Genomic DNA, 13,190 nt, shown 5'->3' on the forward strand with positions numbered 1-13,190 from the left:
GATTGTTTTGGTCCCAGATGATCGCCTGCGAATGCATCGTTACCGGCTGAGAAAGGCAGGCCATTTTGCAAAGACACAAGGTCGGACCAGGGTCGGACGGTGCGGCTCCAGCCGCCCCCGAGAACGTCGTCCTCAGACCGTCTGCGCTGCCTGACCCGTCAGACCACCTTGCTCAGCAGCCCGCCGGGCCGCCGCGCGATCCGTCCGTCGAGCTCCAGATCGACGAGTGCCGGGGCCACCTCCGCCGCCGGCGCGCAAAGGTCGCGGATAAGCTGATCCTCCGCCACGGGCGAGGGACCGAGGCGGGAGAGGATCTTGCTGTGCAGGGCAGCGATGTCGCGCAGGCTGCGTGTTTCTGTCTTGTCCGGTTTGGCGGTTCCGGCAGCGGCAAACGTGGCGCTTCGCGCGCCTCTCCCAGCGCTTCGATCACATCAGCGGCGGATCGGATCAGCGTGGCGCCGTCGCGCAGCAGCATGTTGCAGCCCGCCGCGCGCGCATCGAAAGGGTGCCCCGGCACCGCCAGGACCTCACGCCCTTGGTCAAGCGCATCGCGCGCCGTGATCAAGCTGCCGGACTTTGCGGCGGCCTCCACCACGATGGTGGCCCGCGCCAGCCCCGAGATGATCCGGTTGCGCGACGGAAAGTGACGCGCCATCGGTTGCAGCCCCATGGGTTGTTCCGACAGCCTGAGACCCCGCGCCGCGATGGATTGGGCAAGCTCAGCGTTCTCTGCCGGGTAGATGATATCGAGGCCGCCGGCCTGCACTGCGATGGTCCCGGTGTCGAGCGCGGCCAGATGTGCGGCCGCATAAACACCGCGCGCGAGCCCGGAGACGATAACGAAACCCGCCTTGCCCAGGTCGCGGGCGAGGGCCCGGGCCATACGGGTGCCAAGCGACGAGGCGTTGCGCGCGCCGACGAGTGCGATCATTGGGCGCGACAGCAGCTCGACATCACCCAGCACCCAGAGAAAAGGCGGCGCATCGTCGATTTCTGCAAGACTTGCGGGGTAATCGGCAACCCCCTCGGCCACCAGCCGCGCGCCTGCGGCTTTGGCCGCCTTCAGCTCGGCCCGCACGACGCCCTCGGGGCAGATGCGGTAATCGGAAACGCCCGCGGCGCGCGCCACCTCGGGCAGCGCGGCCAGCGCATTCTGCGCAGTGCCATGTTCGGTCAGCAGTCGTTTATACGTGGATATGCCGACCCGGCGCGAGCGCAACAGACGAAGGCGGGCAAAGTGTTCGTCTTCCGGGGTGGGTGGGAGTGGGGGGTGAGTGGAAGAAGGATTTTCGTCCTTATCAAACATCCCGTGTCTCCGTCCGTTGCAGAATCAGGTATAGGAGACGTTGGTTAACAGGAAATGAAGAGGCGAGGCGCGCGGACGTTCGGGTGCCTCAGGTCGCCGATCCGCCCACCGTGAGCCCGCCGATCATCAGCGTCGGCTGGCCCACGCCCACCGGGACCCATTGTCCCTGCTTGCCGCAGTTGCCCATGCCGGGATCGAGCGTCGGATCGTTGCCGATGGCGCGAATCTTCTGCAACGCGGTCGCACCGTCGCCGATCAGCGTCGCCCCCTTCACGGGCGCGCCTACCTTGCCGTCCTTCACCCGGTAGGCTTCGGTGCAGGAGAAAACGAACTTCCCGTTGGTAATGTCGACCTGTCCGCCGCCGAACCCCACGGCATAAATCCCGTCTTTCAGCTCTGCCACGATCTCTTCGGGCGAGGCCTCGCCGCCCAGCATGTAGGTATTGGTCATCCGCGGCATCGGGATATGCGCGTAGGACTGCCGCCGCCCGTTGCCGGTGCTCTGAACACCCATCAGCCGTGCGTTCTGCCGGTCCTGCATGTAGCCCACCAGCTTGCCGTCCTCGATCAGCACGTTCTTGGCCGAGGGCGTGCCCTCGTCATCCACACTGATCGAACCGCGCCGGTCCGGAATCGTGCCGTCGTCCAGTACCGTCACGCCCTTCGCCGCGATCTGCTGCCCCATCAGACCCGCGAAAGCGGAACTGCCCTTGCGGTTGAAATCGCCCTCCAGCCCGTGGCCGATGGCCTCGTGCAGCAGGATGCCGGGCCAGCCAGGGCCAAGCACCACGTCCATCACGCCCGCCGGTGCCGGGACAGCTTCGAGGTTGACGGTGGCGATGCGCAATGCCTCGCGCGCCTTCGCCTGCCAATCCTCGGGCGCCAGCAAACCATCGAGACCAACGCGCCCGCCGCCGCCCGCGCTGCCGCTTTCGCGTCGCCCGTCCTTTTCGACGATGACCGAGACGTTGACCCGCGTCATCGGTCGCACGTCGCGCACCGACCCACCTTCCGGCCTGAGAATCTCCACTTCCTGCAGACTTGCCGCAATGCTTGCCGTCACCTGCACCACGCGACTGTCCAGCCCGCGCACGAAGGCGTCGATCTCGCGCAGGGTCTCGACCTTCACCGGAAAGTTCGCCCCCTCGATGGGGTCCGCATCGGTGTAAAGCCGCTTGTTCGTTCCCTCGGGGGCATCCGCCCAGCTGCCGCCGCCGTCGCCCACGGCCAGACGCGCGGTCTCGGACGCGCGGCGCAGGGCCTTCTCGGAAATCTCGGTGGAATGGGCATATCCCGCCACTTCGCCGCGCACCGCGCGCAGGCCAAACCCCTCGGAGGCGTCATAGCTCGCCGTCTTCAGCCGACCATCGTCGAACATCAGCGCCTCGGACCTGCGACGTTCGAGGAAAAGTTCACCGTCGTCGGCGCCCGCCACCGCCTCGCGCAGTACGGAAAGCGCTGTTTCACGGTCCAGATCGGTCTCGAAGGGCGTAAATCGCTGTATCGTCATGGGGGATGTCCTGTTTTTGCCCGATAAATCGGGCTTCGCGTCCGTTTGACGCAATCGAATGTCTTTATCTTGTCCGTAGAATATGGTTGTAAGCAGTCCAATGACAACGGTCGGGCGGCGAGAGTCTCCCAGCCGTGCTACCGTAGCCAATATCGGTCACAAGATCAGGACGACACATGAAACATCTTTTCTCTCTCGGTGCAGTGATGGCAAGCCTTGCAGCGCTTCCCGCAATGGCACAGGACAATTTGCGCATTGACGGTCTTGAAGTGATTGGCAAACCGGTCGACGGCGAAATGGGTTTCCAGCCCGCGGCGACCCGTCTCGCGCAGGACATTCATGACCTCGATTGGCTGATTCTCGTGATCATCACCGCGATCACCCTTTTCGTGGTGGCACTGATCGGCTGGGTGATCATCCGCTACAACGCTAAGCGCAATCCGAATGCCGCGTCTTTCACGCATCACACCCCTGTGGAAGTGGCCTGGACGGTCGGGCCGATCCTCATTCTGGTGCTGATCGGTGCCTACTCGTTGCCAATTCTGTTCCGCCAGCAGGAAATCCCCGAGGCGGACGTGACGATCAAGGTGATCGGCAACCAGTGGTATTGGTCCTACGAATACGTGGACGAAGGCTTTGCCTTTGACAGCTATATGATCGGCGCCCCCGCGACGATCACCGCCGATGAGCAGGAGCGCGGCGCTGTCGCGAACCAGTACGGCCCGGTGATGCAGGAAAAGCTGGAAGCGGCGGGATACGACCGCGACGCGTGGCTGCTGGCTACCGATACCGCTGTGGTCGTGCCTGTGGGCCAGACCATCGTGATGCAGGTGACGGCATCCGACGTGATCCACTCCTGGACTATCCCTGCCTTCGGCGTGAAGCAGGACGGCGTGCCGGGCCGCTTGGCCGAACTTTGGTTTGAGGCCGAGAGGGAAGGCGTCTATTTCGGACAGTGCTCCGAGCTTTGCGGCCAGGCGCATGCCTATATGCCGATCACGGTCAAGGTGGTCTCGGAAGAGGCATACCAGGCATGGCTGGGCGCCGCGAAAGAGGAATACGCGGGTATTCCCCAGCCCATCCAGATCGCGTCCAACTGAACCAGGCAAAGGGTGGGCGATGCGCCCACCTTACCGCATGACACGTAAGGTGGGCGCATCGCCCACCCTCCACATCGAAAAAGGTGCCGGATGACCGACATCACCAACACACCTGCCGGAGAGCATGAGGCGCAGCTGGGCGATTATTTCGCCCTCCTGAAACCGCGCGTGATGCAACTTGTCGTCTTCACGGCGCTTGTGGGCATGTTGGCCGCACCGGTTTCGGTGCATCCGGTGATCGGCTTCGCCTCGATACTATTTGTCGCCATCGGGGCAGGGGCCTCGGGTGCGCTGAACATGTGGTGGGATGCGGACATCGACGCGGTGATGCGGCGCACGTCCAAGCGCCCGATCCCGGCAGGCAAGGTGCAACCGGGCGAGGCACTGGCGCTTGGCGTGGCGCTTTCCGGGCTCAGCGTCATGATGCTGGCGCTCAGCGCCAACCTGCTGGCTGCAGCGATGCTGGCCTTCACCATCTTCTTCTACGCCGTGATCTATTCCATGTGGCTCAAGCGCGCGACGCCCCAGAACATCGTGATCGGTGGTGCGGCGGGTGCCTTCCCGCCGGTGATCGGCTGGATCATCGCAACCGGCAGCTTCTCGGTCGAGGCATGGCTGATGTTCGCGCTGATCTTCATGTGGACCCCGCCGCATTTCTGGGCGCTGGCGCTGTTCATGCGCTCCGATTACGACGACGCCGATGTGCCGATGCTGACGGTGACCCACGGCCGCCCCTCGACCCGGCGTCATATCATGGCCTACACGATGCTGCTCGCGGTTCTTGCCGTTGGTAGCGGTTTCACCGCAATCGGCGGGTACATCTATCTGTCTTTTGCCATTGTCCTGAACGCGCTCTTCCTGATCGGTGCATACCGCATCTGGCAGCGGGACGAGGTGATGGCTGAGGCCGACAGTTACCTCGTGGAGCGCAAGTTCTTCCGCCTCTCGCTTTATTACCTGTTCCTGCACTTCGGCGCGATCCTGATCGAGGCGACGCTGCGGCCCTACGGCCTGGGAGGCTGGTAATGGGTATTCGGACCGAGCATGAGATCCATGGCCGCCGCCGCGGGCGCAACCTGGGTGTGGGGCTGATGCTGGGCGGTTTTGTCATCTTGGTCATGCTGCTGACATTTGTGAAGATCACGGAAACGGATTTCACACGCGCGCCGGGGACAGCCAACTCGGCCGCCGGATCGGAGGCAACGAACTGATGGCTCTTTCTGGACCCGCAAAAACTGTCGCTCAAACCGTATCTCTCGTCGTGGTGATGGGAGGCCTCGCCTGGGCGTCCGTGCCCTTCTACGACTGGTTCTGCCGCGTTACCGGTTTCGGTGGCGTGCCCGAACAGGTAGAGACCGCGAATGCGGAAATTCTCGACCAGACCATCAAGATCCGCTTCGATGGCACCCTGAACAACGGTATGGCGTGGGAATTCAAGTCGGTGGTGCGCGAGATGGAAGTGCGCATCGGTGAAACCGGGTTGGCCTTTTACGAAGCTTATAATCCGACCAACCGACCCATCGCCGGGCAGGCCAGCTATAACGTGACCCCCTACACGGCAGGTGCCTTCTTCGACAAGATCGAGTGTTTCTGCTTTCAGGAGCAGGTGCTTGCCCCCGGCGAACGCGTCGAGATGCCGGTCAGCTTCTACGTCGATCCCGAAATCGTCGATGACCGTGATGGCCAGTATGTACACACCATCACGCTTTCATATACATTCTACGAAATCGATCTGCCCGAGGGCTACGCAGCCCTCGAACCGGCAGCAACAACAGACCTGAACTAACAGAAGGTAAGGGACAGCAGACCATGGCCCACGCAAAAAATCACGACTATCACATCCTGCACCCCTCGTCCTGGCCGCTGATCGGAGCGGTTGCGGGCTTTGTCATGCTGTTTGGCGCCGTGCTCTGGATGCACGACATCACGCCCTTCATGTTCTGGATCGGCTTCGTCGCCGTCCTCTACACGATGTTCGGCTGGTGGCGCGACGTGGTGGTCGAAAGCCGCGTGGGCGATCATACCGGCGTGGTGCGCATTGGTCTGCGCTACGGCTTCATCCTGTTCATCATGTCCGAGGTGATGTTCTTCGTCGCGTGGTTCTGGACCTTCTTCAAGCAGGCCATGTACCCGATGAATGAATACATCGGTTCGGAATATGTGCCCCCCGTCTTCGATCCCATCGACCCTTTCCACCTGCCGCTGATCAACACGCTGATCCTGCTGCTGTCGGGCTGTGCGGTCACCTGGGCCCACCACGCACTGGTGCACGAGAACAACCGCAAGGACCTGATCAACGGTCTTGCGATCTCGATCATCCTCGGCGTCGCCTTCACCGCGCTGCAGGCCTACGAATACGGTGAGCTGATCCTGCACCATGACTGGGTGTTCGGCGGCGACGCGTTCTTCTCGGCCTTCTTCATGGCCACGGGCTTCCACGGGATGCACGTGATCATCGGGACGATCTTCCTCACCGTCTGCCTGGTGCGGGCGATGCGGGGCGATTTCACACCCGAGAAGCACGTCGGCTTCGAGGCCGCCGCCTGGTACTGGCACTTCGTCGATGTGGTTTGGCTCTTCCTGTTCTTCGCCGTCTACATCTGGGGCGTGCCTTCGCACTAATGCCTGAAAGGGCGCGCGGATGCAGGGTTGCATCTGCCCACCCGATCCCCGAAAACCCCAAGCGCGCGAACAGGGCTTCGCGCGCTTTTTCTTTGACGTCGGAACCGCAGCATGAAACGCGCGCTTTTCCTCATCCTGATCGGCTTGGGCGGTGCCGCCATCCTGGTGGCACTCGGCGTCTGGCAGGTTCAGCGCCTCGCGTGGAAGGAAGGCGTGATCGCCGATATCGAGGCACGGATCGTGGCTGCGCCCGTTGCGCTGCCCGCAAGCCCTGACCCTGAAGTTGATGCCTACCTGCCGGTGACCGTCACAGGGCAATTCATTGGCGAAACCCGGCGCATCCTTGTTTCCCAGAAGACGCTTGGCGCCGGCTACCGCCTGATCACGGCGTTCCAGACAGAGGGCGGACCGGTTCTCGTTGACAGGGGGTTCCTGCCGACCGCGCGCGAGACCGCGGTACTGCCGGAGGGGACGGTGACGGTAATCGGGAACCTGCAGTGGCCGCAGGAGACCGACAGTTTCACCCCCGAACCGGACGCTCAAAACAATATCTGGTTCGCGCGCGATGTGCCCGCCCTGGCGGAAAACCTCGGAACGCGGCCCATCCTCGTGGTCGCGCGGCAACTTTCGCCCGCCGAGACCGATGTCACGCCTTTTCCCGTGGACACCAGCCGCATTCCCAACGATCACCTGCAGTACGCGATCACCTGGTTTTCACTGGCCACGATCTGGCTGGCCATGACGCTTCTGTTCCTCCTTCGCCGCCGCCGCGGCCAGACTGCCAAAGGCTGAATTCATGCAGTACGTATCAACCCGTGGCCAAGCGCCCGTCCTGACTTTCGAAGACACGATGCTGACCGGCCTGGCGCGCGACGGGGGGCTCTATGTGCCCGAGCATATTCCGACGCTGAGCACCGATGAGATTGCCGCCATGGCGGGGCAATCCTACGAAGACGTGGCCTATACCGTCATGCGCCCCTTCATTGGCGCCACCTTCACCGACACCGAATTTCGCGAACTGATCGCCGCCGCCTACGCCCCCTTCGGCCACGCCGCTCGCGCGCCGCTGGTACAGCTCGCGCCCAACCACTTCCTGCTTGAGCTTTTCCATGGGCCGACGCTGGCCTTCAAGGATTTCGCCATGCAGCTTATCGGCCAGATGTTTCAGAAGGCACTGGGCCGCAAGGGTGAACGGGTGACCATCGTCGGTGCGACCTCCGGCGATACCGGTTCGGCGGCCATCGAAGCATTCCGGGGGCTCGACAACGTCGACGTCTTCATTCTCTACCCCCACGGACGGGTGAGCGAGGTGCAGCGTCGCCAGATGACCACGCCCACCGAAAGCAATGTGCACGCGCTCGCCATCGACGGGGATTTCGACGACTGCCAGGCGCGGCTCAAGGACATGTTCAACGACTTCGAATTCCGCGATGGCGTGAAATTGGCGGGTGTGAACTCGATCAACTGGGGGCGGGTGCTGGCGCAGGTGGTTTACTATTTCTCCTCCGCTGTCTCGCTCGGGGCACCGCATCGCGAGATCAGTTTCACAGTGCCAACCGGCAACTTCGGCGACATCTTCGCAGGCTACATCGCCAAACGCATGGGCCTGCCGGTGCGCGATCTCGTGATCGCGACGAACCAGAACGACATCCTCGATCGCTGCATGAAAGGGCAGGGGTATCGCAAGGGGACGGTTCACGCCTCGATCAGCCCATCGATGGATATCCAGGTCAGCTCGAATTTCGAACGCGCCCTTTTCGAGGCCTACGGACGCGATGGCGGGGCGGTGGCCCAGCTCATGGCGGAGCTGGCAGAAGGCGGCTTTGACGTCAGCCAGGGGGCGATGGAGGCGCTGCGCGAAAACTACAGCTCGGGCCGTGCGTCCGAAGCGGAAACCTCGGCCACAATCACCAAGGCCCTGGCCGAGACTGGCGAGCTTCTTTGCCCCCACTCCGCAGTGGGTGTCAAAGTGGCCGACGAGCGGCGCGAAGAGGCGGTGCCGATGATCACGCTCGCAACGGCGCATCCGGCGAAGTTCCCCGATGCCGTCGAGGCGGCCACCGGCATCCGGCCGCCGTTGCCTGCCCGCATGGCCGACCTTTTCGACCGCGAGGAGCGGCTGACCCGTCTGCCCAATGACCTTGCGGCGCTCAAGACCCATATCAAGGAGACGCTCGCCCTATGAGCCTTGAACAGCATCGCCTGTCGAACGGTCTGCGCATCGTCACGGAACACATGCCGGGTCTCGCCTCGGCCTCCATCGGCGTATGGGTGTCTGCCGGCGGGCGTCACGAACGGCCGCAGCAGAACGGCATCGCGCATTTCCTTGAACACATGGCGTTCAAGGGCACCAAGCGCCGCAGCGCCCTGCAAATCGCCGAGGCCATCGAGGACGTGGGCGGCTATATCAACGCCTATACCTCGCGCGAGGTGACGGCCTATTACGCCCGGGTGCTGGAGAACGACGTGGCTTTGGGTCTCGACGTGATCGCCGACATCCTGCGCAATCCTACGCTGGACCCCGGCGAGATCGAGGTGGAACGTGGGGTGATCCTGCAGGAGATCGGGCAGGCGCTCGATACGCCCGACGACGTGATCTTCGACTGGCTCCAGGAACAGGCCTATCCCGACCAGCCGCTCGGCCGCACGATCCTCGGGCCTTCCGAGCAGGTCTCGCGGTTCGACCGGGAGGATTTGCAGAGCTTCATTTCAGAGCATTACGGACCCGGCCAGATGATCCTCGCGGCGGCCGGTGCGGTCGATCACGATGAGATCGTTAGAATGGCCGAGGACCTGTTCGGAGACATGACGCCCAAACCCTCGCACGAGGTCTTGCCCGCGCGCTTCCTCGGCGGTGAGACGCGGCAGGTGAAAGCGCTGGAGCAGGCGCATTTCGCGCTTGGGTTCGAAACCGGGGGCTATCGGGCCGAGGATTTCTACGTCGCCCAGATCTACGCCTCCGCCCTTGGCGGCGGCATGTCTTCGCGGCTGTTCCAGGAAATCCGTGAAAACCGCGGATTGTGTTATTCGATCTTTGCGCAGATCGGTGCCTATGCCGATACCGGCATGATGACGATCTACGCGGGCACTTCCGGCGGTCAGCTGCCGGAACTTGCCACCATCACGATCGACGAAATGAAGCGGGCAGCCTCAGACATGTCCCCCGCCGAAGTCGCACGGGCCCGCGCACAGATGAAGGCGGGTCTGCTGATGGGGCTTGAGAGCCCCTCGAACCGCGCCGAACGGCTTGCACGTCTGATGCAGATCTGGGACCGTATTCCGCCGCTGTCGGAGACCATCGAGAAGATCGACGCGGTGACCACCGGCGACGTACGCGACCTCGCGCAGCGCATGGCCGAGGCCGCGCCCGCCGCCCTTGCACTCTATGGTCCTGTCGAGGCAGCGCCGGGGCTTGGCGATCTGCAGGAGCGCCGCGCCGCCTGATGATCTTGCTCAGACGGAAATTGCGGATCGAGACGGAGCGGATGACCCTGCGCCCGCCGATCCATTCCGATTTCCGCGCCTGGACCGCGCTGCGGGTCAAAAGCCGGGACTTCCTCACCCCGTGGGAACCTGCCTGGGCCGAGGATCACCTGACGCGCAAGGCTTTCACCAACCGGGTTTACTGGGCGCAGCGCTCTGTCAGCGCGGGAACGGCGTTACCGCTGTTCCTGATCCGACGCGAGGATGATGCGCTTCTCGGCGCAATCACGCTCGACAACATCCGCAGGGGCCCCGCGCAATCGGGCACGCTCGGCTACTGGACCGGGCAGCCCTTCATCCGGCAGGGCTACATGCGCGAGGCCATCCTCGCCGTCGTGCACCAGGCTTTCACCCGCCACGACCTCAGCCGGATTGAGGCCGCCTGCCTGCCCGAGAACAAGGCCTCGCGCGGCCTGCTTGAAAAGACCGGGTTCAAATACGAGGGGGTCGCACAGAGCTATCTGCAGATCGACGGGCGCTGGCGCACCCATGTCCTCTATGCTGCGTTGCGCAGCGACCGGCGGGGCAAGACCGACGCGGGCTGATCCTTTCTAGTCGCGGCGCAGGAACCCGAGCCGCTGCAAGGCTTCCTCGGAGGTCTCGCGGGTGCGATGCGGCATCTGCATGAGCTGCCGATTGAGCACGTTGATCATCTCGAACAATCGGCGATCAGAACGCATCTGGCCGCCGAACTGCGGGATACGCTCAGGGCAAAGGCTGATGCGGTTGCGTGTGTTTCCGGGCGGACGATCATCAGGCATGGGACGCTCTCCTTGGAGTGGTCTGTTCGTCCCTGATGCCAATGGCTGTGCACGATGGTGCTGGCATGGGCAAGAATACCGCCTTGCCCGTGCTGGGTCAAATTTGGGTGGATTCCCGGTGCCGGGCCGCTTACCCGCCGACGAAATGCAGCGTCTGAAAGCGCTCGCGCAGCGCCCGCGTCCGGGGGGCAAGCGCCTCCGGCGCATCGGTCGTCAGCGCCTCGGCGATCAGCGCGGCAATCTCCGGCACATGTTCCACATCTACGCCCCAACGCACCAACTCCGGCGTGCCGATCCGCAGGCCGTTCATGTCGCCGGGCACTTCGGGCAGAGGAAGTCCGATTCCGCAGGCGAGGAAGCCAGCCTTGCGCAATGTTTTCGACGCCGCCTGACCGCCGCCAAATCGGGCAGCCTCGATGGCGAGCTGATGCGACCGTGTGAAACCGCGATCTGCAGCAAAAACCGGCAGGTCCCGGTCGGCCAGTGCCTGGGCAAGCGCTTGCGCAACCTCGATCATCTTGGCTGCGTAAGCCGTGCCGTGATCCACCCAGTCGAGCATGGTCAGCGCCAGTGCCGCCGATTTCGCAGCATCGAAATTCGCCGTCATGCCGGGAAAGGCGATGGCATCCAGCCGTTCTGCCATATCGGCATCGTTGGTCACGATCAGACCGCCCGCCGGACCACCGAGGCTTTTGTAGGTGCTCATGGTCATCAGGTGCGCGCCCTCGGCCAGCGGGTTGCGCCAGGCCCGGCCCGCGATGATCCCGCACTGATGCGCGGCGTCAAAGAGGACCTTCGCGCCCACCGCGTCGGCGATGTCACGCACTGCGGCCACCGGGTGTTCGAAAAGGTTGAGCGAGGCACCGACGGTGATGAGCCTTGGATGAACATCCTGTGCCAGTGACCGCAGCCCGACGATGTCGATCGTATAACCATCCGCATCCACGGGCGCGGCCACGGTCTTCAGGCCGAAAAGTCCCGCGCACCCTGCCGTATGGTGCGTCACATGGCCCCCGACCGAAGCGGGCGGCGCGATGATCGTGTCACCCGGATTGCAGGTGGCCATGAACCCGAAAAGATTGGCGAGCGCGCCGGAGGGCACGCGTATTTCCGCAAAGTGCGCGTCAAAGACCTGCGCGCAAAGCGCAGCGGCGATGACCTCGATCTCCTCGATGGCCTCGAGCCCCATTTCGTACTTGTCACCGGGATACCCCAGCGAAGGCCGCGTACCGATGCCGCTCGACAGGATCGCCTCGGCGCGCGGTGACATGACATTGGTGGCAGGGTTGAGGTTGAAGCACGCGCGCTCGTGAATGTCGCGGTTCTCCTCGGCAAGCGCCGCGATCCTCTGGGCGATGGCATCGCTGTCCTGCACCCCGGTCCAGCGTGCGATCTCTTGCACGCGGTCTTCGCTCTTGCCCGGCACCCATGCGCGTTCCTGTAGCATCTGAAATCTCCCTGTCTTTGATCACAATTGATGCCTGAACGGGCAGGTTTGCAAACATCCAATGCACAAAGACGTCATTTCTCATGACCTCTGCGCATCACGTGCTAAATTCGGAGCAAGAGGAAAGGGAGGTCCCGCCGATGTTCCGTATCGCATTCGTCTTTGGGCTATTCCTGCCTGCGCTGGGCATGGCGCAGGAACGCACCCCCAGCCATTGCATCGCACTGGCCGAGGCCACGCCGGGCGTGGAATATCTGACCAAGGCCAGCCTGGCGGACGTGGCTGCCGAGAACGTCTACATCCACTACATCGCCCATGCCTCCTTTCTGATCCGAAGCCACGGCGGACTGAACATGGTGACGGATTACACCGGCTTTACCGGGACGCTGCCGCTGATCCCCGACGTGGTCACGATGAACCATGCCCATGACACCCACTGGACGTCCTTTCCGGACCCGGCGATCCCCCATGTCCTGCCCGGCTGGGGCGATTTCGGCGAGGGGATCGAGCATCGCCTCGATCTGGGAGAGGTGCTGGTACGGAATGTGTCGACCGACATCCGCTCGGCCTTTTCCGGTGTTGAAGAAAAGGGCAATTCGATCTTTATCTTCGAGATGGCGGGCCTCTGCGTCGGCCACCTTGGCCATCTGCATCACGAACCGGACGAGGGGCAATATGCGGCGCTCGGCCGTGTCGACGTGGTCATGGCACCCGTCGATGGCGGCTATACCCTCGACCTTCCGACAATGATCTCTGTGCTCAAACGTCTGAAGTCTTCCATCGTGATCCCGATGCACTGGTTCTCGGGCTTCGCGCTTGAGGATTTCCTAGAAGGCATGCGGGACGAGTTTACAATCGTCGATGTGGGCGGCCCGTCGCTGACTGTCTCGCTCGACCGTCTGCCATCGCGACCGACCATCATGGTGCTGCAGCCCGCCTATCTGAACGTGGCGCGATAACG

Annotated in this window: 13 protein-coding genes and 1 pseudogene; 10 read left to right on the plus strand and 4 right to left on the minus strand. The window is 63.3% G+C overall.

From position 1 onward, the window contains the following. Positions 1-158 precede the first annotated feature (158 nt). Both dprA and tldD read right to left on the minus strand, forming a co-directional pair. Positions 159-1,306, minus strand: a pseudogene (gene dprA / locus AB2B41_RS06755) (DNA-processing protein DprA). An 88-nt stretch (positions 1,307-1,394) separates the two neighbouring features. Beyond that, positions 1,395-2,816: a metalloprotease TldD gene (tldD, locus tag AB2B41_RS06760; RefSeq protein ID WP_367877001.1), complete on the minus strand. Its 1,422-nt coding sequence runs from the start codon at positions 2,814-2,816 to the stop codon at positions 1,395-1,397. A 176-nt stretch (positions 2,817-2,992) separates the two neighbouring features. Here tldD and coxB point away from each other — a divergent pair, with 176 nt between their 5' ends. The 9 genes from coxB (at position 2,993) to AB2B41_RS06805 (ending at position 10,566) form a co-directional block, all read left to right on the plus strand. Beyond that, positions 2,993-3,916, plus strand: coding sequence for a cytochrome c oxidase subunit II (coxB, locus tag AB2B41_RS06765; protein WP_367877002.1), 924 nt, complete (start codon positions 2,993-2,995; stop codon positions 3,914-3,916). 90 nt (positions 3,917-4,006) lie between these two features. After that, positions 4,007-4,942, plus strand: coding sequence for a heme o synthase (gene cyoE / locus AB2B41_RS06770; RefSeq protein WP_367877003.1), 936 nt, complete (start codon positions 4,007-4,009; stop codon positions 4,940-4,942). After that, on the plus strand, positions 4,942-5,127 hold the full coding sequence (locus AB2B41_RS06775) for a cytochrome C oxidase assembly protein (RefSeq protein ID WP_367877004.1): 186 nt from the start codon (positions 4,942-4,944) through the stop codon (positions 5,125-5,127). Before cyoE ends, AB2B41_RS06775 begins: the two co-directional genes overlap by 1 nt. Continuing rightward, positions 5,127-5,702 carry a cytochrome c oxidase assembly protein gene (locus AB2B41_RS06780; RefSeq protein WP_367877005.1) on the plus strand — a complete coding sequence of 192 codons (576 nt, stop codon included), beginning with the start codon at positions 5,127-5,129 and terminating at the stop codon, positions 5,700-5,702. Before AB2B41_RS06775 ends, AB2B41_RS06780 begins: the two co-directional genes overlap by 1 nt. Positions 5,703-5,725: 23 nt before the next feature. Beyond that, complete coding sequence (locus tag AB2B41_RS06785) at positions 5,726-6,538, plus strand: cytochrome c oxidase subunit 3 (RefSeq protein ID WP_367877006.1); 813 nt, start codon at positions 5,726-5,728, stop codon at positions 6,536-6,538. A 111-nt stretch (positions 6,539-6,649) separates the two neighbouring features. Continuing rightward, a complete protein-coding gene (locus AB2B41_RS06790; protein WP_367877007.1) occupies positions 6,650-7,330 on the plus strand; it encodes an SURF1 family protein in 681 nt (226 codons plus the stop codon). Positions 7,331-7,334: 4 nt separating this feature from the next. Further along, the gene (thrC, locus tag AB2B41_RS06795) at positions 7,335-8,723 is read left to right on the plus strand and encodes a threonine synthase (RefSeq protein WP_367877008.1); all 1,389 of its coding nucleotides are present in this window, start codon (positions 7,335-7,337) and stop codon (positions 8,721-8,723) included. Then, positions 8,720-9,982, plus strand: a complete 1,263-nt coding sequence (locus AB2B41_RS06800) for a M16 family metallopeptidase (RefSeq protein ID WP_367877009.1) — start codon at positions 8,720-8,722, stop codon at positions 9,980-9,982. The genes thrC and AB2B41_RS06800 overlap by 4 nt, the downstream gene beginning before the upstream one ends. Beyond that, a complete protein-coding gene (locus AB2B41_RS06805) occupies positions 9,982-10,566 on the plus strand; it encodes a GNAT family N-acetyltransferase (RefSeq protein WP_367877010.1) in 585 nt (194 codons plus the stop codon). Before AB2B41_RS06800 ends, AB2B41_RS06805 begins: the two co-directional genes overlap by 1 nt. A 6-nt stretch (positions 10,567-10,572) precedes the next feature. On the opposite strand, the gene AB2B41_RS06810 is transcribed toward AB2B41_RS06805, so the two are convergent. Both AB2B41_RS06810 and AB2B41_RS06815 read right to left on the minus strand, forming a co-directional pair. Next, a complete protein-coding gene (locus tag AB2B41_RS06810) occupies positions 10,573-10,782 on the minus strand; it encodes a hypothetical protein (RefSeq protein ID WP_367877011.1) in 210 nt (69 codons plus the stop codon). A gap of 130 nt (positions 10,783-10,912) precedes the next feature. Then, positions 10,913-12,229, minus strand: coding sequence for a serine hydroxymethyltransferase (locus AB2B41_RS06815; RefSeq protein WP_367877012.1), 1,317 nt, complete (start codon positions 12,227-12,229; stop codon positions 10,913-10,915). 140 nt (positions 12,230-12,369) lie between these two features. Here AB2B41_RS06815 and AB2B41_RS06820 point away from each other — a divergent pair, with 140 nt between their 5' ends. Beyond that, a complete protein-coding gene (locus AB2B41_RS06820; RefSeq protein WP_367877013.1) occupies positions 12,370-13,188 on the plus strand; it encodes an MBL fold metallo-hydrolase in 819 nt (272 codons plus the stop codon). The last annotated feature ends 2 nt before the right edge of the window (positions 13,189-13,190 follow it).

This window comes from Sulfitobacter sediminis, from assembly GCF_040811725.1.
GTDB lineage: Bacteria > Pseudomonadota > Alphaproteobacteria > Rhodobacterales > Rhodobacteraceae > Sulfitobacter > Sulfitobacter sediminis.